19 protein-coding genes and 1 pseudogene are annotated in these 21566 nt (G+C 34.7%); 6 read left to right on the top strand and 14 right to left on the bottom strand.

Annotated elements, in window-relative coordinates; all coding sequences use genetic code 11:
• Positions 1 to 205: 205 nt before the first annotated feature.
• The 8 genes and pseudogenes from recA to BM371_RS16905 all read right to left on the bottom strand — a co-directional run bounded on the left by recA (position 206) and on the right by BM371_RS16905 (position 8445).
• Positions 206 to 1210 (bottom strand): recombinase RecA, encoded by a 1005-nt coding sequence (gene recA / locus BM371_RS16870; protein ID WP_034672999.1) that lies wholly within the window; start codon positions 1208 to 1210, stop codon positions 206 to 208.
• 325 nt (positions 1211 to 1535) lie between these two features.
• Complete coding sequence (locus BM371_RS16875) at positions 1536 to 2732, bottom strand: oxygenase MpaB family protein (RefSeq protein WP_034672997.1); 1197 nt, start codon at positions 2730 to 2732, stop codon at positions 1536 to 1538.
• Between the two features lie 69 nt (positions 2733 to 2801).
• Entirely contained in the window at positions 2802 to 3581 is a 780-nt protein-coding gene (locus BM371_RS16880) for a response regulator transcription factor (protein ID WP_034672995.1), read from the bottom strand.
• Positions 3582 to 3873: 292 nt separating this feature from the next.
• Positions 3874 to 5064, bottom strand: a complete 1191-nt coding sequence (gene sucC, locus BM371_RS16885) for an ADP-forming succinate--CoA ligase subunit beta (RefSeq protein WP_034672993.1) — start codon at positions 5062 to 5064, stop codon at positions 3874 to 3876.
• Between the two features lie 130 nt (positions 5065 to 5194).
• Positions 5195 to 5390 (bottom strand): annotated as a pseudogene (locus BM371_RS16890) (chloride channel protein); the annotation flags it as partial.
• Positions 5391 to 5477: 87 nt separating this feature from the next.
• Positions 5478 to 5864 carry a DUF423 domain-containing protein gene (locus BM371_RS16895; protein ID WP_034672991.1) on the bottom strand — a complete coding sequence of 129 codons (387 nt, stop codon included), beginning with the start codon at positions 5862 to 5864 and terminating at the stop codon, positions 5478 to 5480.
• A gap of 1 nt (position 5865) precedes the next feature.
• Positions 5866 to 6954 (bottom strand): hypothetical protein, encoded by a 1089-nt coding sequence (locus BM371_RS16900; RefSeq protein ID WP_034672988.1) that lies wholly within the window; start codon positions 6952 to 6954, stop codon positions 5866 to 5868.
• A gap of 162 nt (positions 6955 to 7116) precedes the next feature.
• Positions 7117 to 8445, bottom strand: a complete 1329-nt coding sequence (locus BM371_RS16905; RefSeq protein ID WP_034676915.1) for a hydroxymethylglutaryl-CoA reductase, degradative — start codon at positions 8443 to 8445, stop codon at positions 7117 to 7119.
• Between the two features lie 147 nt (positions 8446 to 8592).
• Here BM371_RS16905 and BM371_RS16910 point away from each other — a divergent pair, with 147 nt between their 5' ends.
• Together BM371_RS16910 and BM371_RS16915 are read left to right on the top strand one after the other, a co-directional pair.
• The gene (locus BM371_RS16910) at positions 8593 to 9849 is read left to right on the top strand and encodes a putative DNA modification/repair radical SAM protein (RefSeq protein ID WP_034672986.1); all 1257 of its coding nucleotides are present in this window, start codon (positions 8593 to 8595) and stop codon (positions 9847 to 9849) included.
• Positions 9850 to 9907: 58 nt separating this feature from the next.
• A complete protein-coding gene (locus BM371_RS16915) occupies positions 9908 to 10666 on the top strand; it encodes a TIGR03915 family putative DNA repair protein (protein WP_034672985.1) in 759 nt (252 codons plus the stop codon).
• A 75-nt stretch (positions 10667 to 10741) separates the two neighbouring features.
• Here BM371_RS16915 and BM371_RS16920 read toward each other — a convergent pair whose 3' ends face one another.
• The 3 genes from BM371_RS16920 to hutH are packed head-to-tail and all read right to left on the bottom strand — an operon-like array spanning position 10742 to position 13161.
• Positions 10742 to 11188, bottom strand: coding sequence for a GNAT family N-acetyltransferase (locus BM371_RS16920; protein WP_034672984.1), 447 nt, complete (start codon positions 11186 to 11188; stop codon positions 10742 to 10744).
• Entirely contained in the window at positions 11189 to 11662 is a 474-nt protein-coding gene (locus tag BM371_RS16925; protein WP_165571760.1) for a DUF2059 domain-containing protein, read from the bottom strand.
• 8 nt (positions 11663 to 11670) lie between these two features.
• Positions 11671 to 13161, bottom strand: a complete 1491-nt coding sequence (gene hutH / locus BM371_RS16930) for a histidine ammonia-lyase (protein ID WP_034672980.1) — start codon at positions 13159 to 13161, stop codon at positions 11671 to 11673.
• A 127-nt stretch (positions 13162 to 13288) separates the two neighbouring features.
• Here hutH and BM371_RS16935 point away from each other — a divergent pair, with 127 nt between their 5' ends.
• A complete protein-coding gene (locus BM371_RS16935; protein WP_034672977.1) occupies positions 13289 to 14053 on the top strand; it encodes a hypothetical protein in 765 nt (254 codons plus the stop codon).
• 80 nt (positions 14054 to 14133) lie between these two features.
• Positions 14134 to 15924, top strand: coding sequence for an excinuclease ABC subunit UvrC (uvrC, locus tag BM371_RS16940; RefSeq protein WP_034672975.1), 1791 nt, complete (start codon positions 14134 to 14136; stop codon positions 15922 to 15924).
• Between the two features lie 75 nt (positions 15925 to 15999).
• Here uvrC and BM371_RS16945 read toward each other — a convergent pair whose 3' ends face one another.
• The 3 genes from BM371_RS16945 to BM371_RS16955 are packed head-to-tail and all read right to left on the bottom strand — an operon-like array spanning position 16000 to position 18757.
• The gene (locus tag BM371_RS16945) at positions 16000 to 16761 is read right to left on the bottom strand and encodes a hypothetical protein (RefSeq protein ID WP_034672972.1); all 762 of its coding nucleotides are present in this window, start codon (positions 16759 to 16761) and stop codon (positions 16000 to 16002) included.
• 21 nt (positions 16762 to 16782) lie between these two features.
• Positions 16783 to 17862 (bottom strand): putative type IX sorting system protein PorV2, encoded by a 1080-nt coding sequence (locus BM371_RS16950; RefSeq protein WP_449384787.1) that lies wholly within the window; start codon positions 17860 to 17862, stop codon positions 16783 to 16785.
• A gap of 16 nt (positions 17863 to 17878) precedes the next feature.
• The gene (locus BM371_RS16955; RefSeq protein ID WP_034672967.1) at positions 17879 to 18757 is read right to left on the bottom strand and encodes a DMT family transporter; all 879 of its coding nucleotides are present in this window, start codon (positions 18755 to 18757) and stop codon (positions 17879 to 17881) included.
• A gap of 385 nt (positions 18758 to 19142) precedes the next feature.
• Here BM371_RS16955 and BM371_RS16960 point away from each other — a divergent pair, with 385 nt between their 5' ends.
• Both BM371_RS16960 and BM371_RS16965 read left to right on the top strand, forming a co-directional pair.
• Positions 19143 to 20771, top strand: coding sequence for an acyl-CoA carboxylase subunit beta (locus tag BM371_RS16960; RefSeq protein ID WP_034672966.1), 1629 nt, complete (start codon positions 19143 to 19145; stop codon positions 20769 to 20771).
• 185 nt (positions 20772 to 20956) lie between these two features.
• Entirely contained in the window at positions 20957 to 21427 is a 471-nt protein-coding gene (locus BM371_RS16965; RefSeq protein WP_051882519.1) for a VanZ family protein, read from the top strand.
• The last annotated feature ends 139 nt before the right edge of the window (positions 21428 to 21566 follow it).

The raw sequence follows: 21566 nt of genomic DNA on the forward strand, positions 1-21566 counted from the left end.
CTCTAAAAGTGACAATATGGCATTTTTTTATTAAAACAATCCCCTCTCCAAATGTTTACCAGCCACTTCAAGTCCGGGCTATCCTCTGTAATTCCTGCGATCACCAACATCCATTTGTAAAGGTTACTCTTAAGATCTGCTTGAGGAAATTTCAAAACAAAAAAGACAGCTAAAAGCTGTCTTCAGTATATCTTTTAAAAGGAAATTACTTTTTATTTGCAATCTCTTCTTTCACTTTGTTTTCAAGTTCTTCTGCAAGTTCCGGGTTGTCTCTTAACACATCTTTTACAGAATCTCTACCCTGTCCTAATTTAGAATCTTCATAGCTGAACCAAGAACCGCTTTTCTTCACGATTCCCATATCTACAGCTGTATCAAGAATTTCACCTACTTTAGAAACTCCTTCACCATACATAATGTCGAATTCTGCCATTTTGAAAGGTGGAGCCACTTTGTTTTTCACAATTTTCACTTTCACACGGCTTCCAACTGCTTCATCACCATTTTTGATAGGAGCTGAAGCTTTTCTGATATCAACTCTTACGGAAGCGTAAAATTTCAGTGCGTTCCCCCCCGTTGTTGTTTCAGGGTTTCCGAACATTACACCAATTTTTTCTCTCAGCTGGTTGATGAAAATTACCGTACATTTTGTTCTTGAAATCGTAGCCGTCAGTTTTCTTAAAGCCTGAGACATCAATCTTGCGTGAAGACCCATTTTAGAATCTCCCATTTCGCCTTCAATTTCCGCTTTTGGAGTCAAGGCTGCAACAGAGTCGATTACTACAATGTCGATTGCTCCTGAACGAATCAGATTGTCTGCAATTTCCAAAGCCTGTTCTCCGTTATCCGGCTGAGAAATAATTAAGTTTTCTAAGTCGATTCCTAATTTTGCAGCGTAACCTCTGTCGAAAGCGTGCTCTGCATCAATAAATGCTGCAATTCCGCCTGCTTTCTGAGCTTCTGCGATGGCATGAAGCGTTAAAGTTGTTTTACCTGAAGATTCCGGTCCGTAAATTTCAATAATTCTTCCTCTTGGGTAACCGCCAACTCCTAAAGCGATGTCTAATCCTAAAGATCCTGAAGGAATTACTTCAATGGTATTGTCTACAGAATCGTCTCCCAAAGTCATTACCGTTCCTTTTCCGTAGGTTTTATCTAGCTTATCAAGCACTAAAGCAAGTGCTTTTTTCTTATCATCTATGTTGCTCATTTCGATTGTATATAATTTATCAAAAGTACAGAAATTTAATATCAAAAACCAATATTTTGATCATAAACGGATAGTAAAATACTGTTAAAGTTTAAAAGATGATTTTATTATTTTTAATTATAAAAAGTAATTTCTAATCTTCATATTATTTGTAAATACGGAGACTTTTTAGCTCCGATTAAACGGCATGTTTGAGCTCTTTTCATTGGTTTTATCGCGGCGGCTTCGCCGCCGCGATAAAACCAATGAAAAAGCGAGTAGTGAAAGCGGGAAATAGCTCCCGAAAAAAAAATTAAATAATGAATAATATCTAATTAGTAATAAATTAGTGAAAATTGGAATTCTGAGTGATATTCAAATAATCCTTCAAAACTTTCATCTGATCTTTGTTTCCTTTCTTTATTCTTGTTTTACGACTTACTAAAGTATCATATACTTTATTGATGATTCTTTTGGTAATCGGGAAACCGTTTTTCAGCGGAACATCCGGAATCTGAAGCCTTTTGCAAACCTCATCACCCAACAAAAACCAGGTACAGCAAATGTGTAAATAGCGAAGATTTTTTCTTTGAAATTTAAATTTGAGGATTGGATTTTCCAACGATTCGTTGAGTAATGAATGAGCCAGCAAGACAGAATCTTTGTCTGAAGAAGGCTGAATGGATGTCCACAAATAAAAATATTCTGTTGCCTGTTTTTTATTGTTCGGAAGCAGCTTTTCGGGAATTCCTAATAAATAGCCTACGTATTTCCAAAGATGAAAATGCCCTTTTTCTTCCTCTTCGGAAATGGTATTTCCCAATTTGTACAAGCTGTGTAAAAACACAAGACTGAAACCAATATAAGTCGCCATCATATCCCAAGAATTAATGGGTTCGCCCCAGTTTTTTGTATCCCAGTTTTTGTAATGTTTTTTGATGGAAAGTCGGGCGTAAGAATGAATCAGTCTTGTTTTTATGGCAAATTCGTACCCTTTTTTATGAACTTCCAAAGCATCATATCTTGTGACATTTACCCAGAAATCCAATGTTTCTGAAAGTCTTTTGACAGCTCCTTTTTTCAAGGCTTCGGTGGCAATTAAAGGTTTATTGAGATAAGCATAATCATACCCTCCGATCAGACAATAATCTCTGAGTGAAATTAGAGAATCTAAATTACTTCGCATACACAATTCTGCCCCACTTTTTATTAAATTATAATCAAGCCAGTCTGGAATTTTTTGAGTCTGCGTAAAAAGATTTTTTACACTTTTGGGAACTTCACCGTTTTCCGGAATTCCGTTCCGGATATAACCCTCGATTTCTCTTGAGGCTTCACTGTATTTCTTTTTGAAGTAAATATCTTTTACAACCTCATCGCCGATCTCATCTACATGATAAAAGTAACGGGAAAATTTTTCAAAATCCTCAAAGCTCAATTCAGCCCCGGAAAAATCAACTAATTGTTTTCCGTTTCCATTGGTCCAAAAATCTTTAAAATGTGGAGAATCTTTAAATCTCGGTTGTACATCGTATGCTTCCATCAATGATAAAGGTACAAGTTTTGCGCCGAAGTGAGATCGTGAGATTTGTCAGTTTCAGTTTAAATTGAATTAAATCAAGCCTAAATCAAACGCTTTTTTTACGAGTTCTTTGCTGTTTCTGCATTGGGTTTTATGTAAAATATTCCGGCGGTGGGTTCGTACGGTATGTTCCGATAGAATAAGCATCACAGAGATTTCTTTTCCAGAATATCCTTTGGCAATCAGTGACAGAACTTCGGTTTCTCTTCTTGTAAGATCATTTTCTGTTGAAAAATAGCTAGATGAAGAAGGATCTGCTTTGATCTGGATAAAATCTGTTCTCGGAGAAATACCTGTAAGAAGTACCGTATAAGGGTTTTCTTTGGTAATATGCTGAATGTTTGTATGAATATTAATCGATTGTATAAGATTGCCTTCATGATCTTCCATGGTATGGATCGCCTGATGATGAAAGAGCTCATAATTTCCTTTTGTGGTTTTCATCCGGAAACAATAACTCGGTTTGAGATAAAGCTGAAATTCTTTTCCTATTTCAATAATCTTTTCAATGACGATTCTTTCGGCATTCAGAACAAATGAAATGTCATCAGGATGTATGAGATCTATAATTTGTTTAAGATGTTCCGGAAATTTTTTGAATCCGTGAAGGTTAAGGATATTTTTGTTGTGACCGGTGAGCGTACTGTCTGATAAATTCAGCACATAATAATAGTAATTTCCTATTCCAAACATTTCGCCAACAATCTGTTCGACAGGAGGTTTTTTAAGAATTGTATTGCCATTTTTCTGTAATGCTCTATAAGAATTCCATACATCAATAAGCGGATGTTTTTCCTCAGATTTTTCCATAGGCGAAGCTTTGATTATAAAAATAGTTAAAATTTTCTTAAAAAATACGCCTTAAGTGTTATTTTTTTGTAACGAAAAAAATCTAAACTTTACAAAAACTAATAACCATAGAAACTCACAGTTGAAATCCTTACTAAAAATATTTTATTTTAAAATTATTCTATAATTGATTTTAAAATCTCTTGATGAAAAAGTTATCTCTGAACCATTTAAGCTTATTCAAATGGTTTTTAATTAAAAAAATCCGCTTTCTTTCGAAAACGGATTTTATATTGATAAGTAAACTTAAAAATTAAGCTAAAACTTCTTTTACTTTATTTGCTGCTTCTTCTAAAGTAATTGCAGAATGTACCGGAAGACCAGACTCGTCAATTAATTTTTTAGCTTCAACAGCGTTAGTTCCCTGTAATCTTACGATCAATGGAACAGGAAGGCTACCCATTGCTTTGTAAGCGTCTACAACACCCTGAGCAACTCTGTCACATCTTACGATACCTCCGAAGATATTGATCAAAATAGCTTTTACGTTTGGATCTCTCAAGATAATCCCGAAAGCAGTCTGTACTCTTGCAGCATCAGCAGTTCCACCTACGTCAAGGAAGTTAGCAGGGTTACCACCAGATAATTTGATAATATCCATAGTTGCCATTGCAAGACCAGCTCCGTTTACCATACAAGCAACATTACCGTCTAGTTTTACGAAGTTAAGACCAGCTTCACCTGCTTCTACATCGATAGGATCTTCTTCTCTTGTATCTCTAAGCGCTTCAAGATCTTTGTGACGGAACAATGAGTTACCATCCAAAGTTACTTTAGCATCTACAGCAATAATTTTATTATCAGAAGTTTTCAAAACCGGGTTGATTTCGAAAAGTGATGCATCGATTCCTGTGTAAGCGTTATATAAAGAAGTGATGAATTTTGTAAATTCTTTGAAAGCATTCCCTTCAAGACCTAGGTTGAAAGCAATTTTTCTAGCCTGGAAACCTTGAAGACCGATAGCAGGATCGATCAATTCGTTGTGAATCAAATGAGGAGTTACTTCTGCAACGTGCTCAATATCCATACCACCTTCAGTAGAATATACGATTGTATTTTTACCTTGAGCTCTGTCTAAAAGAATAGAAACGTAAAATTCTTTAGTTTCAGACTCTCCAGGATAATAAACGTCTTCTGCAACCAAAACAGAGTGTACTTTTTTACCTTCAGCAGAAGTTTGTGGAGTTACCAACTGCATTCCGATGATGTTTTGAGCGTTTTCTTTAAGCTTATCCATGTTTGGAGAAAACTTTACACCACCACCTTTACCACGACCACCTGCGTGAATCTGTGCTTTTACAACCCAAGCCTGAGCTCCGGTTTCAGCAGTCAATTTTTCAGCAGCTGCTACAGCTTCTTCTACGTTGTTTGCAACGAAACCACGTTGGATAGCTACTCCATACTTTGATAAAATCTCTTTTGATTGATACTCGTGAAGATTCATATTATTTTTATTATTTTATTTTAAAATTTAAAGGTTGACAAATTTAATAAAAAGACACGGAAGTTCAAGTTTATTAGAATAAAAATTAAGATGATATTTCTTTTTTAATAACTTTTTATTTAAATTGTTTTTATTCTGCAGCCAATCTTTCGGATTGCGAACCGATAAACGGAATTCTCGGAGCCAGAAAATAGCCTGTAAGACTCGCAAAAAGTATCGGCACGAAATAGGTAAACCCCGTTAAAGTTCCCAAAATAATATGGTTGTGTCATCGGTATTCTCTTTACACAAGCATTAATTGCAGCCATGCAGCTTACAATTGCTAATATGTTCTTAAATCACACTTTAGTAAATCTTGAAAAATATGATTTATTTTAATTCTTAAAAACTAAAATGTCTTAATGTTTAAAATATCAAATTCTATTTTTCACAAAATAAAAAATAAGCATCAACCAGCTTAAAATCATAAATAAACCTCCAAGCGGTGTAATCGGTCCTAAAAATTTAAGATTCATGCCCCAATAGTCCTGCATGCTTAGCAAATAGATACTGAAAGAAAAAAGTACCGTTCCTACAATCATCAGAATAGAAATCCATTTCTGAGAAGAGGTGTCGAATTTCAAAATATAGCCTGCAATCAGCAAAAAGAAGGCAGCGTACATTTGATATCTCACCCCTGTTTCAAAACTTTCAAGTCTTTCCACCGACAATATTTTCTTTAAAGCATGAGCTCCGAAAGCTCCTAAAATAACAGACAGCATTCCGTATGCGGCTCCGAATACTAAAGTAATTGTTTTCATTTTATAATTCTTCTAATTCTAGTTTTAAATATTTTTTCGTTTTATAATCCTGCCACGTTCCGGAAATTTTTCTTCCATTCACATCAGCTTCAATGTAAGCTCTGGGAATCCACTTTTTCAGTTCTTCGCTGTGATAATCGTTTTCGATAATTGAAATATGATTATTCTTTAAATTTCCGCTCCACTCTATCAGCTTTTTGTTCTTGTTGTACCAGTAAAATGCGGAAAAAGAACCGTCATCATACAGTTGTTTTATAAAAAGAGTTACAGGATATTTCCCGTCAATCGTTCCTTTGTACAATTTATTCTCAATCGTATTTTGCCTTGTAACTTTTTTGTTTTTCGACAAAAGACTTTTAGCATAATCGCTCCAGTATTTTTCGATCCGACTGAAAGGTAATTCTACAAAATAATCATCCAAATCATCCAAAGCTCTCATCGCATGATTTGAACAACGACCTCTTACAACCGTAATTTTATCCTGCCCAAAAAAGAATTCAACATATTCTAAAGAACCGTCTTTTACATATTCCAGACATTCCTGATACATTCTGATTACTTCTTTATCTTCTTTATCTTCTTCAGAATTTCCGTTTGCTTTTAAATCATCTGTATAATCTGTAATTTCTTTTGCTATTTGTTTATTCACCAGCATCTGGATTTCAGAAATAGCTTCAGGCTCAAAAAGATCTTTAAGATTAATTAAATTTCCGGTACGAAGATCGAAGTTTTTATAATTTACAAAATGTTCCGAATAAGCTCCCGAAGCTTCCCCTTCCATTTCTAAACTTAAAATATTCTTTGGCGTTTCAAGTTTTTTCCAGACATAGAAATATACAAAATTGCGGTAAGTGTTTGTTGCTGTTGAAGCAAGATAAAAAGGATCTTTACCCGAATCAGGAATAAATTCCAGCTCATTTACCTGAAGAAAAGTATTGATTTTCTTTTCTACATTAGGTTTGGAAGCAAGGGAAATTAATGGGAAAATAAAATTTTCCGATTTAGGTCTTAAGTTACTTACCAATACATTTTTCTGTTGCGAAAAACAAAGGATGGATATCAGACTAAAAAACAGTACACTTTTTTTCATTGTTTTTGATTTAAAATAAATTCATATATCCGTAACGAATACCGGAATTACAAGAACGATGAAAAAGATAAAAAATATCCGGGACCGATGAAATCCCGGATTGTTGGTATTTTTTCAGAAAGAAACCAAAATAAAATGTATAAGATAAACTTACCTTACCCATTACTGAGCTCTTAATCTGTTGAATTCATTAATAACCTCATGGTGACTTACCGTTTTATCCTTAAAATAAGTCACAAAATGCTGTTTTTCTTCTTCTGTTGCTCCCATTTGGTTTAAAATATTCAGAAGGTGCATTTTCATATGTCCTTTCTGGATTCCTGTGGTCACCAACGAACGAAGCGCACCAAAATTCTGCGCCAATCCGGAAACCGCCAGAATACTCATCAGTTCCTGAGCGGAAGGCTTTCCGAGAAGAGCCAAAGAGAATTTTACCAAAGGATGAAGATTCGTCAAACCGCCGACAACTCCCACAGAAATCGGTAAGTCAATCCAGAATCTGAAAATTCCGTTATCAATTGTACAATGCGTTAAGGAAGAATATTTCCCGTCTTTTGAAGCATACGCATGTGCACAGGCTTCAGTAGCTCTGAAATCATTTCCCGTTGCGATAACAACTGCATCTACTCCGTTCATAATTCCTTTATTATGTGTCGTTGCACGGAAAGGCTCAATTTCAGCAATCGTTACTGCCTGTTTGAATTTTCTTGCGAACTCTTCATTAGAAATTCCGCTATCGTCTTTTAAATCTTCAATTTTACATGAAACTTCTGCTCTTACAATACAATCCGGAGTAAAATTGGAAAGAATATTCATCACGATCTGTAAAGAATTTTTCTCTTCCTGTGTAAAATCTTCGCTCACCGCAACTTCCTGTTTCAATGTTTTTCCGAATTGTTCCAGACAAGAATTAATGAAATTTGCCCCCATCGAATCTACGGTATCGAAACTTGCTTTAAGCTGATAATAATTCGGCATTTCGGCAGTTTTATCGACTAATTTTATGTCTAAAATTCCGCCGCCACGATTTCTCATGTTTGCTGTAATCGCTTCTGTTGCTTCAAATAGTTTTTTCTTTAAATTAAAATTAAAAAAATGCTGCAGCTTGTGAGATTCTACATCAATGATGAAATGAGTGTGACCCAGTTTTTCGGTATTGATGATTGTTGTTTTAAAACCACCTTTATCAATCCAGAATTTTGCTGCTTTTGAAGCTGCCGCAACAACAGAACTTTCTTCAACTGCCATTGGTAAAGCAAATAATTTTCCGTTGATCAGAAAATTGGGTGCAATTCCGTAAGGCATATAAAAATTGGAAATTGTATTTTCAGAAAACTCATCATGAAGCTTCTGTAAATCTGCGTTTTCGTTCCAATATTGGTTGAGTATATTTTGATATTCCTGGTTTCCTTCGAGATATTCACTGACAAGCCAGTCAATCTTTCCCTGCTTGGTTAGTTTGGAGAAACCTTCTACCGGTTTATGATTCATAGCATACATTTATTGACCGTAAATATACTAATTTTGCTTTGTAAATATGTGGATAAGTTTGTTTTAAAAACCCTGACTTTTCTCAATTTTGGACTTAATTTTGCTTGAAACTTCATCGGATTTTTAATCTTTTAATACAATAGAACAATGAATTTTGACCGCGTTAAAGAAAAGCTCGAAATACTTGCAGATGCTGCGAAGTACGATGTTTCGTGCTCATCAAGCGGTGGAAAAAGAAAAAATAACGGCGGTTTAGGTGACAGTTCGGCAAGCGGAATTTGCCATACTTATACTGAAGATGGCCGTTGCGTTTCTCTTCTTAAAATCCTTTTGACCAATCATTGTATTTACGATTGTATTTATTGCGTTTCCAGAAAATCGAATGATATAAAACGGGCAGCTTTCACCGTTGAAGAAGTTGTGGATTTAACGATTAGTTTTTATCGAAGAAATTATATTGAAGGTCTGTTTTTGAGTTCTGGAATTTTCAAAGATGCCGATACAACGATGGAACGTTTGGTTCGGGTAGCTAAAAAATTGAGAACTGAACATCAATTTAATGGTTATATTCATTTAAAATCAATTCCCGGAGCAAGTGATGATCTGATGAATGAAGCTGCACTGTACGCTGATCGATTATCCGTAAATCTTGAAATTCCGACTGAATCTGGTTTAAAATTATTAGCACCCGATAAAAATCGTGAAGATATGCTTCAGCCGATGAGAATCGTTCAAAAAGGAATTCAGCAATATAAAGATGAAAAGAAAATCATCCGAAGTGCTCCGAAATTTGCTCCAGCCGGGCAATCAACCCAAATGATTGTAGGCGCAACCAATGAAAACGATTTGCAGATCATTAAAGTTGCCGATCATTTTTACAAAAATTATGGAATGAAGCGTGTGTATTATTCCGGCTATATTCCCGTAACTGTTGATAACCGTTTGCCGGCGATTACCGCGGAAGTTCCTGTTCTACGTGAAAACCGTTTATATCAGTCTGATTGGTTGATGCGTTTTTATGGTTTTAAAGCGGATGAAATTTTAGATTTTAATATGCCATTTCTGGATCTGGAAGTTGATCCGAAACTAAGCTGGGCTTTGCGACATCTTGATCAGTTTCCTGTTAATTTGCAGACTGCAGATTATAAAATGATTCTTCGTATTCCGGGAATTGGAGTAAAGACTGCTCAAAAAATTCTGAGTGCAAGAAAATTTCAGGTTTTAAATATTGATCATCTCAAAAAACTAGGAGCGGCAGTAAATCGTGCGAAATATTTTATTGATTTTACTTACGGAAATCCTTTCTTAAAACATTTAACCGATTTGAATTTAAGAAGATTGATTATTGGCGGAAGTCAGTCGAAATTCCAGAATCAGTTTTCGCAGCAATTGACTCTTTTCTAAAATATTTTTAAATAAAATCACATTAATATTCTCAACCTCTCCAATTCTCCAACTCAAAATGACCACCCTTCTCTACGACGGAACTTTCGACGGACTTTTCACAGCAATATTTGAAGTTTTTGAATATCGTTACCAAGATGTGGAGATTTGCAGCAGAGAAAGTTTCCAACAGGAAAATATGTTTGCTAAAATTCATGAGGTCATTACCCAACAGGAAAAATCGGAGAGAGTTTTAAATAAATTAGAACAAAATATAGGAAAATCAGGAATTAATCAATTATTGAAAGTTTTCTTATCAGAAGATTCAGAAATGGAAAAATTGATTTTGTCTGCTGTACAACAATCCGTTAAACATCCTGATAAAAACATCCTGCAGAATTTTGCAGATGATGACATGATGAAAATCTCAAAAATCTGCAAATTTGTTAGTCGTGAAAGACATCGAATGACGGCTTTTGTGAGGTTTGAGAAATTACAGGATGAAATTTATTTCGCAAAAATTGATCCTGATTTTAATGTTTTACCTTTAATCCGGAAACATTTTAAAGATCGTTACGCCGACCAAAAATGGATGATCTATGATTTGCGGAGAGATTATGGATTATTTTATGATTTGAAAGATTGTGATTTCTTTTATCCTGACGAGAAATTAGATCTAAACCAATACCAGCAAAAATTTCACGAGGAAGAAAAAAAATATCAGACTTTGTGGCAAAGTTATTTTACCAAAACCAACATCAAAGAAAGGAAAAATACAAAGCTTCACATTCAGCACGTTCCAAAAAGATATTGGAAATATCTGACAGAAAAGTGGTAGTTTTTTAAGTTTTGACTAAAGCCTAATTTCTCTTTATAAAAGAAAGTCGGGCTAAAGCCCGACACTATTGATATCTTACAGAGATTTTTCAAAACAAATGCTGTTTTCAACTCCTATATATTGTCCGTAATTCGGAATGATTTCGTAGCCACACTTTTTGTAGAGTGCAACAGCTTCAAGCTGGAGTTTTCCTGTTTCCAGAACTGTTTTTTCGTATTCTGATTCTTTTGCCCATTTTTCAAGTTCTTCTAAAATGACAACAGCAAAACCATTTCCACGATATTCAGGAAGCGTAAACATCCGTTTTACTTCCATCGAATTTTCATTAAGAGGTTTAATTGCTCCACAAGCAACCGCTTTATCGTCTTTAAAAACTACAATGCAGTTTTTCAGAGCATCAATTTTGTTGAACTGATCATAAAACGCATGATCTTCGCCATCCATTAATGCTAAATAGGCATCTAATTTTCTTACCAGATTTTGAAAATCGAGATTGTCGGAAGTTGTTCTAAGAATTTGCATTTAGTTAGATCTCATTGGAGCAGGTGGATTTGCCGGTGGAGGAGGTGATGTTAAATAGCCTTTCGCTTCTAAATCATTATTGATTAAATTATTAACATTCATTCCCCAATTACTTGTTGCTGTTTGAATTTCCGTCATTATCGCTGGTGAATTTTGGATTAATTTCTTTCCTAAATCAGATTTATAAAAAACCAAAAGTTCTTCAATTTCTTTCTCCGTGAACTTACTTTCATAAATATTTATAACATCATTAATTAAATTATCAATATTAATTCTTGGTTCTAAAGATGTCCAAACATGATCGGGAACATTTGTATATTTATGTTTATATCTGGAAATTACATCCTTTTCAACATCTTTTGAAAGCTTAAAAGCGCCGCTAAGAGAAATTAGGGTTCTTACTTTCTCTTGTTTTGATTGAGAATGAAATACAACTCCAACTAACATACAGCATAAAAAGATTATTTTTTTCATTTTTATCATTAAAAATTCACCACAAACTTTCTCTCATTAATCAATTCAGCAATCGCCAACATATCTTTTCCAATCAATCGATCATCTTCCAGTTTTGCAACTTTAGAACGGAGAATAGCAAAATTTTCCTCGGTGATTTTGGAACATTTTGCAGGTCTTCTGAATTCTAATCCTTGCGCAGCAAACATTAGTTCCACCGCCAAAATATTAACCAAATTTCCTAAAACCTGATTGAATTTTCTACCAGAAATACTTCCCATCGAAACGTGATCTTCCTGTCCTAAACTTGTAGGGATAGAATCTGCTGAAGCAGGGAAACAAAGTGTTTTATTCTCTGTAACCAAAGCAGCAGAAGTATATTGAGGAATCATAAATCCTGAATTCAAACCTGAGCTTTCAGTCAATAATCTTGGTAAACCGTATTTTCCTTCTAATAATAAATAAGATCTTCTGTCTGAAATATTTCCCAGTTCTGCAACCGCTAAAGTTGCATAATCTAAAGGCAATGCCATCAACTGTCCGTGGAAATTTCCTCCTGAAATTGATTCTTCAGCACTTAGAACAATAGGATTGTCGGTTACAGAATTCAATTCGGTTTCAGCCATTATTTTCAAATGTTCGAAAGCATTTCTGCTCGCTCCGTGAACCTGCGGAACGCATCTCATAGAATACGGATCCTGAACTCTGTCACAATATTCATGGGCTTTAAGATTGTCAGAATTCTTTAAAAATTTAAGCATTCTTGCAGCCACTTTTTTGCTTCCTTCGAATGGTCTGATGTCGTGAAGTTCTTTTTTGAACGGACTTGCAGAACCTCTGTATGCTTCAAGACTCATTGCAGCAGTCATATCTGCCAAATCCAAAAGATATTCGAATTTTTCTAAACCCTTGATTGCATGAGCCAGAATAAACTGAGTTCCGTTAATCAATCCCAAACCTTCTTTTGGTCCTAAAACCAATGGTTGAAGATTATTTTCCTTAAGAATTTCTGCAGTTTCGAAGATTTCGTTTCCAACCCAAACCTGGCCAAGTCCTAAAAGTGGTAAAACAAGGTGTGAAAGTGGAGCTAAATCTCCTGAAGCACCTACAGAACCCTGCTCCGGAACAACGGGAATAATATCCTTTTCAAGCATTAAAATAAAACGCTCAATCACTTCCAGAGAAACTCCTGAAAAACCTTTTGACAAAGCATGAACTTTCGCAATCATCATGATTTTTGAAAATTCTTTATCGATTGGTTTTCCCACTCCTACAGCGTGAGAAATAATTAAATTATATTGTAACTGGGCAGTTTCATCCGCTGAGATTTTAGTATCACAAAGAGGTCCGAATCCCGTATTGATCCCATAAACACATCGGTCTGACTCTACAATCTGCTTTACATTGTTCTGAGATTTTATGATCTGCTCTCTCGCAGCTTCATTAAGCTTTGCTTTATTTGGGGTCTTGCAGATTTCCAAAACATCATGGAAACTGAAAGTATCTATACCGTAAATCATTTCAAAAAATTTGCCTAAAAATACACATTTTGAAGCATACCGAAAAGGTGATATTTCAGGGATAAAATTTTTTAATAACAAGTCTGTTTTTTTACTACTTTTAGCACATTATTTTAAACTAATATCTATGAAATTTAAAGCTTTAATACTTGCTTTATCACTTGTAAGCGCAACGAGTTTTGCACAAGAGAAAGTAAAATACACAAAAGAGGAAAAAAAGGAGATGAATCAGTATCTTTTTAATGAAGGATTCAATACCGCATCGCAAAAAAAAGTATCCACAATTATTTTAAAGGATAATAACGAACACCAAGGTTATGCTAAGTCTTGGGTAAAACAGAAAGGGCAAATTCTTTCTATCACTATCGATGATGCCGAAACAGGGAAAACCATGAAGTTTGATGCCAAAGATATTGCCGAAATGTATTTGTATGCAACTGAAACTGAGAAATCTATGAAGGCCGGTAAATTCATTTCAAATATGAGAAATTACAGCACCAAAAAATACAGCAAATCTGTTACTGACGATGCAATTCCATTTGAAAATCAAACCGTTTCACTAAAGAACAAAAAAGAAAGCAAAACATTTCTGATGCAGGTTATTAATCCTGAATTTAATGAAAAAATTACGGTTTACCATGATCCTTTTGCCAAAGAAACTGCTGGTTTTGGTTTTGCTGGCGCACCGTCTTTTGGAGGTGGGGTTATTAAATCGTATTATGTAAGAAAAGGCGATAAAGTAATTTGGCTTCACAAAGATGATTTTGAAGACAACTACGATTTTCTTTTCGGAGATAATGCTGCATTTATGAAAGCTTATCCCAAAAATTCTGTTGAATGGGATAATTTCAGCTTTTTGGTCTACAAATATACCGATATCAACGAGGCTTAAAATTAATTTAAACTCATATTTTTGAGCTGCAGAAATTTCTGCAGCTTTTTTTGTGCACTGAAATTGCTTAAATTTGTTCTATGAATCCTTCTTTAGAGCTACAGCTTAAAACTTTACCTTCCGAACCCGGCGTTTATCGTTATTACGACAAAAACGAAAATCTTCTCTATGTGGGTAAAGCAAAAAATCTAAAGAAAAGAGTACTCTCTTATTTCAACAAAACACTTTCCGGATACCGAACCAGAATTATGGTCGGAAAGATCAACCGTTTAGAAACAACCATTGTTAACAGTGAATACGATGCACTTTTGCTGGAAAACAACCTGATTAAAGAACATCAGCCATTTTACAATGTGATGTTGAAGGATGATAAAACCTATCCCTGGATTTGCATTAAAAACGAAGATTTCCCAAGAATTTTCCTGACAAGGAATAAGATTAAAGACGGTTCGGAATATTACGGTCCTTACGCAAAAGTACGTCCTGCAAAGATTTTATTGGATACTATTAAACATATTTATAAACTCCGTACCTGCAATTTAAATTTAGCCCCGAAAAAAATCGAGGAAGGTAAATATAAAGTCTGTCTGGAATTTCACATTAAAAATTGTGAAGGCCCATGTGAAGATTTAGAAAGTAAGGAAGATTATGACGAGAAAATTGATGCAATCCGCGGAATAATTAAAGGAGATTTTCGTCATGCGAAAGAATATCTGATCAATCAGATGACAAAATACGCGATGAATCTTCAATTTGAAAATGCGCAACTCATCAAAGAAAGACTGAATATTCTGGAAGATTATCAGGCAAAACATACCGTTGTAAATCCAAATATCGATGATGTGGATGTTTTCGGAATGACGAGCGACGAAACTGCAGCTTACGTTAATTATTTTAAAATAAGAAACGGAAATATCATCCAGAGTTTCACCACCGAAATAAAGAAGATGCTTGAAGAAACCGATGAAGAAATTATGGAAGAAGCTTTGATTGAAATCCGCCAGAAATTTAATTCAGATTCTAAAGAAGTCTTGCTTCCTTTTCACTTAACTGTTGAAATTCCGAATGTAAAACTGATTGTACCAAAAGTTGGCGACAAAAAGAGAATTGTAGAACTCTCTGAAAAAAATGCGAAAGAGTATCGTTTAGAAAAATTAAAGCAGGTTCAGATTGTAGATCCCGAAAGACATTCCAACAGAATTATGGCAGAAATGCAAAAACTGCTGAGAATGCCCGTTGAACCAAGACATATTGAAGGTTTTGATAACTCGAATATTCAGGGAACAAACCCTGTTTCTGCGTGTGTTGTTTTCAAAGACGGCAAACCAAGCAAAGCCGATTACAGAATTTTCCATCCAAAAACCGTTGTGGGCCCCGATGATTTTAAAACAATGGAAGAAGTTATTTACCGCCGGTATAAAAGAATGCTGGATGAAGGGGAACAACTTCCACAACTTATCCTTATTGATGGTGGAAAAGGTCAGTTGTCTTCTGCGGTGAAAAGCCTAAGGATTTTAGGACTTTACGGAAAAATTACAATTGTCGGAATCGCCAAAAGGCTGGAAGAGATTTTCTTTCCTGAAGATCCGATCCCTTTATATCTTGATAAAAAATCTGAAACCCTTAAAATTTTGCAGCGTGTAAGAGACGAAGCGCACCGTTTTGGCGTAAAACATCACAGAACCAGAAGAAAAAATTCAACCATAAAATCTGAACTGGAAGAAATTCCCGGAATTGGAGAAAAAACAATAGAACTTCTATTATCAAAACTAAAATCTGTCAAAAGAATAAAAGAATCAAGCCTTGAAACTTTGGAGGAAATCTTAGGAAAATCTAAAGCCAAAGTAGTTTGGGAGTTTTTTAACAGCTAATTCCGGAATTAACAACCAAATAAAATCCGTTTCAATGATGAAACGGATTTTTATTTGTTGAAATATATTTTTAAACTATTTTACCGGAGCAAAAACTTCTTTCGAATACTCGTCGTTATTCTTCGGAATTTCAATCACCAAATTTCCGTTTTCAAAATAACCTGTGGTAGACTCACCCGAAGCTAATTTCACTCTGAAAACATCTTTCTTGGTCGTTTCTTTAAATGTTGCAAAAGGAACAGAGCTATTTCCGTCTGCTAAAATAAACTGAGAAGCATCAATCTGAATTCTCTGAAGATTAATTTTCCCGTTGCTGTATCTTTCTGCTTTAGAAGCTTGAGATTTTGGTTCACTAATTTGAGGAGTCGGTTTTACTGTTTCTTCCATTACATAAGCTTCCTGCTTATTATAATTCATGTTCTCAATCGGCTTAGACACTGGAATAGTTACCAAAGCTTTAGAAAGCGCATCCTGAAAACCTTCTTGAAATTCTTTTATGGATGAACTTCCTTTCTGGCTGGAAATTACTTTACTGTTGCAGTCTTTAAATTCCAGAACAATTTTATTTCTCAGAAAGCCACTGTCATTGATAACATCGGCATTAAGAACACTGCAAGGATTTGCATTGGCTTCTTCTGGCCACTGACCTCTGTTTTCGGTAATTACCGTATATTGTTTTGACTTCAGATTTTTGGTTAAAAAGGCGCTAATTCCGTAATTATCTTTTTTAAAACTTTCAAAAGCGCTCGGAACAACAACATATTTATAATCTGAAACCTTCTGTGCATACGATAACATCACACAAAAAGAAGATATTATAACGGATAACTTTTTCATAAAATAATTTAAATTTAATCATTAATCATTTCTGAATTCTCCCATATCAAGTTTTAATGAGAAGAAATTAGAATAAAAATTAGAACCTCCGATTCCGGAATTGCTGATGGCATAATCAAGCGTTAAACCTCTGTAACGAATTCCGATACCCGCACTTGGCTGAAAAGAAACTTTTCTCTGTAAATCTTCAATATCAGTAATCGACTGGAATCTGTTTACCCCCAATCTTACAAAAATCATTTTCTGATAACCCAATTCAGCTCCTGCATAAGGTGTGATACTTGCAAAATCAGTCGAAAGTAAAGCGGCAGTTTTAGCAAAATCCACATTGATTCCTGCTTCCGGTAAAACGTACAAACTACTGTTGATATTGAACAATTTACTTGCTCCTGCATTTAGCTTCGGCATCGTTAATTCCATTTTATCAGTTGGAGCGGGGTTAAATTCTTCTCCGTTTACAATGGTAGATAATTCGCTTTGATTAACGCTCCAAAAGTTAACGGTAGTAGTTGCATCACGAAGAACACCTCCGAATTTCCAGCCGTTATCAGCTTTATAGATTGCTCCTACATCAAAACCAAAACCGTAACCGCTTGCAAATTTTCCTACATTTCTGTACACAATTTTTGCATTGACACCGACATCCAGTTTCGGATTTCCTCCCGGATTAAAAGCGTAAGAAATAATTCCTGCATAATCCGACTGTGAGAATTTTGTGATTTTATCGTAATCAATGTTTCCTTCTGTATCGATTAATTGGGTTGTATTTAAAATGTTATCAACTCCCAAACGCACAACGGAAACTCCAAAAACGCCGTTTTCTAAAACTTTTGCATACGCCAGATAATCATATTTTGCAATCGATTCGAAATATTCTGCGTGCATTGCAGCACCTTGCCAATCTCTCGTGATACCGTTCAAACCTGCGGGATTCCACATCGGTGAGTAGACATCATCCTGATTCGTGATTACAGCGCCTCCCATTCCTATTCCTCTGGCTCCGGCTCCGATATTTAAAAATTCGTTGGAATATTTTCTGATAATCTGAGATTGAGACAATCCAAATAGAAGTGAAAATACTAAAAATAGATATTTTTTCATCATGTACAATTGATGCTTAGTTAAGTTTTTTTTGTTTTCTAGTTTTTATAAGTGCATTTACAACAATTGCCAAAATCATAACCAACGATGCCACATAAAATATCGGGCTCATGTGCTCCGATTCTCCAAAGATAAAAAAAGCTAGTATAATTCCGTAAACTGGTTCTAAATTAACTGTTAAAATTAGTGTAAAAGGCGAAATATATTTCATCAGCTTCACCGATTCAAACATCGGATACGCTGTAAACACACTTGCCAATAAGCCTATTAACGCCAAATCGCGGTAGTTTATTTCATTCATCTGCATGATTTGTCCTGTTACCAAATAAAATAACATTAAAACAAACCAGCCCGAGAAAATTTCATAGAAAATAATATTTCCGGAACTTGTTTTACCAAAAAGCTTTCCGTTGAAGACAGAGAAAACTGTTCCGAAAACAGCACATAAAATCCCGTAAAGAATTCCTTCCTTATATTGAAATTCTGTTTTAAAAATTAAAAGAATACAGGCAACAATCACACCCCCCATAATAACTTCCGACAGATCAATCTTTCTTTTGAATACAATCGGCTCCAGAACGGAAGCAAATAAAGTTGATAATGAAAGACAGCTTAATGCAATGGAAACATTTGAAACTTTAATAGAATAAAAGAAACAGTACCAATGCAAAGCCATAAAAAACCCTACTCCTGCAAGCTGAAAAAAAAGCTTTTTTGATACACGGATACTTTCTTTTTTATAAATTCTGATGAATGCATACAGAAAAATTGCAGCAAACAGCATTCTGTAAAAAACAAGAATCTGAGCATTTGCCTTAATCAGTTTACCTAAAATTGCTGTGAAGCCCCATAAAAAGACAATTAAATGTAATCTGAAAAGCGCTAATTTCTGCATGATGATCCCGTAAATTTTAAACGAACAAATTTACAAATCGCTTTTCATTAATCTTAAAAAAATAATGCTGCGGGATAAATTTTTTCAAAAATAAATCTAAAAAGGTGATAAACCATTAAAACTAAAAACCCTGAAAGTCTGTTAAACTTTCAGGGCCTTCAAATAATAAACTATTAAAAAAATAAACTAGGAACTTAGAGTATTTATATAGAAACTTTCATCTCTATTACTCTATTGTAAAGTTAGCAAAATATGAACCAAAAAAAACACATATTTCGTTAAAAATTTCATAAAATTCTGATAACCAAAACCTTAAATCTATTTATTGAAATTATACTACTTTGCTTAAAAATAGTATCTTTAGGCGGATTAAAATACGTATTTCATGGATATTGAATTTAACAAAAGAGAAGATCAAAATAAATTACGATTGTCTGAAATCAATCGTTTACTTACAGAAATAAAAAAAGGCGGTGGAGAAAAAAGGCTTCAAAAGCTTCGTGATGAAGGGAAAATGACAGCCAGAGAAAGAATAGAATATCTTCTTGATAAAAATTCAGATTCCATAGAAATTGGTGCTTTTGCCGGTTATGAAATGTATGAAGAACATGGAGGCTGCCCAAGTGGTGGTGTAGTGGTTGTAATGGGATACGTTTCGGGAAGACAATGTTTAGTAGTTGCTAATGACGCCTCTGTAAAAGCAGGAGCATGGTTTCCTATCACAGGAAAGAAAAACCTTAGAGCTCAGGAAATTGCCATGGAAAACAGACTTCCAATCATCTACCTTGTAGATTCTGCGGGAGTTTATCTTCCGATGCAGGACGAAATTTTCCCCGACAAGGAAATGTTCGGAAGAATTTTCAGAAATAATGCTAAAATGAGTGCTTCAGGAATTATTCAGATCTCTGCAGTAATGGGAAGTTGTGTTGCGGGAGGAGCTTATCTTCCGATTATGAGTGATGAGGCCATGATCGTTGATAAAACAGGTTCAATTTTCCTTGCAGGAAGTTATTTGGTAAAAGCTGCCATTGGTGAATCGATTGACAATGAAACTTTAGGAGGAGCAACAACACACTGTTCTATTTCAGGAGTTACCGATTATAAAGCTAAAGACGATAAAGATGCATTAGACCGCATTAAAAATATCATGAAATCTGTAGGAAGCTACGAGAAAGCCGGTTTCGACAGAATTGAAAGTTTTCCACCAAAAGAAAAGCCGGAGAATATTTTTGGTATTATGCCTGTTTCCAGAGCAGAACAATACGACACTTTAGAAATTATAAAATGTATTGTAGATAATTCGGAGTTTGAAGAATATAAACCAGATTACGGGAAAAGTATCATCTGTGCAACGGCAAGAGTTGACGGCTGGTCTGTAGGAATTGTAGCCAACCAAAGAAAACTTGTGAAAAACGGCAAAGGAGAAATGCAGTTCGGTGGAGTAATTTATTCTGATTCTGCTGATAAAGCAACAAGATTTATAGCAAACTGCAATCAGAGAAAAATACCGTTGATCTTTTTACAGGATGTTACCGGATTTATGGTAGGTTCAAAATCAGAACACGGTGGAATCATCAAAGACGGTGCAAAAATGGTCAATGCAGTTTCTAATTCTGTTGTTCCTAAATTTACGATCATTACTGGAAATTCTTACGGTGCAGGAAACTATGCGATGTGCGGAAAAGCTTATGACCCAAGATTAATAGTAGCTTGGCCATGGGCAGATTTGGCGGTTATGGGCGGAGCTCAGGCTGCAAAAGTTTTGGCACAGATTCAGGAATCAACCTTAAAAAAACAAGGAAAAGAAATTTCTGAGCAGGAACATAATGAAATCTTAGATACAATCTCTAAAAAATATCAGAAGCAAACAGAATCAACCTATGCGGCTGCAAGATTGTGGACAGATGCCATCATCAATCCTGTAGATACCAGAAAATGGATTTCGATGGGAATAGAAGCGGCTAATCATTCGCCGATTACTGAGAAATTTAATTTGGGAGTTATTCAGGTATAAGTTCCAAACACTTATAAAAATATTAAGCCTTACTTTTAAGTAGGGCTTTTTATATTATGTTAAATAGTATTAAAGAATAATAAAGTCTTTTAAAAGAAATACTAAAGGTAGGATTTTTGTTGTTGTAAGATCTTAAAACTATACCTACAAAACTCTTTTTTATTACTAATCCTTAAAGGAAACCTATGAAAAGATATTTTGCAGTTTTTATTACAGCTTACACGATTTTTTTACTTTATATGATGTTTTTTGGTTCAGGAAGAGAAGCTTCTGAGGTTTCCTACATACAAACACAGCCATTTATTACAATTCAAAAGTTTTTCACAGATACCAAAATAGGAAATGAAGATTTTATTATCAACATTATAGGAAATATCTTTGTCTTCAGCCCGTTTGGTTGGCTTGGATTATGCATCAAAAAATTTGATAAATTTATTCCTGCAACTTTCTCATTTCTCATCATAATAAGTATAATAGAAACTTTACAATATTTCAGCGGTCGTGGTGTTGCGGATATTGATGATATTTTTCTAAATACTTTAGGAATGCTAATTGGTTTTGTTATTTTTAAATACGCTACCTGGAAAAATATTGCCAACATTAGACTTCATTTTGAACTTGATAGTGAAAAATCTTTGCAACCAAGTGCTTCTTAAGCTTAAACTTCATTTGATGCAATAGCTTAAATTTTAGAAGCTATTTCCAGCTGCAACATACAACAGCAGAATAGTTTTTACCATCAGTGAAATATAAACAATTTTAATTTAGATTTAGGAGTTCTTACAGGCTATGCGC

It is taken from the genome of Chryseobacterium formosense, from assembly GCF_900116415.1.
Lineage (GTDB): Bacteria > Bacteroidota > Bacteroidia > Flavobacteriales > Weeksellaceae > Chryseobacterium > Chryseobacterium formosense.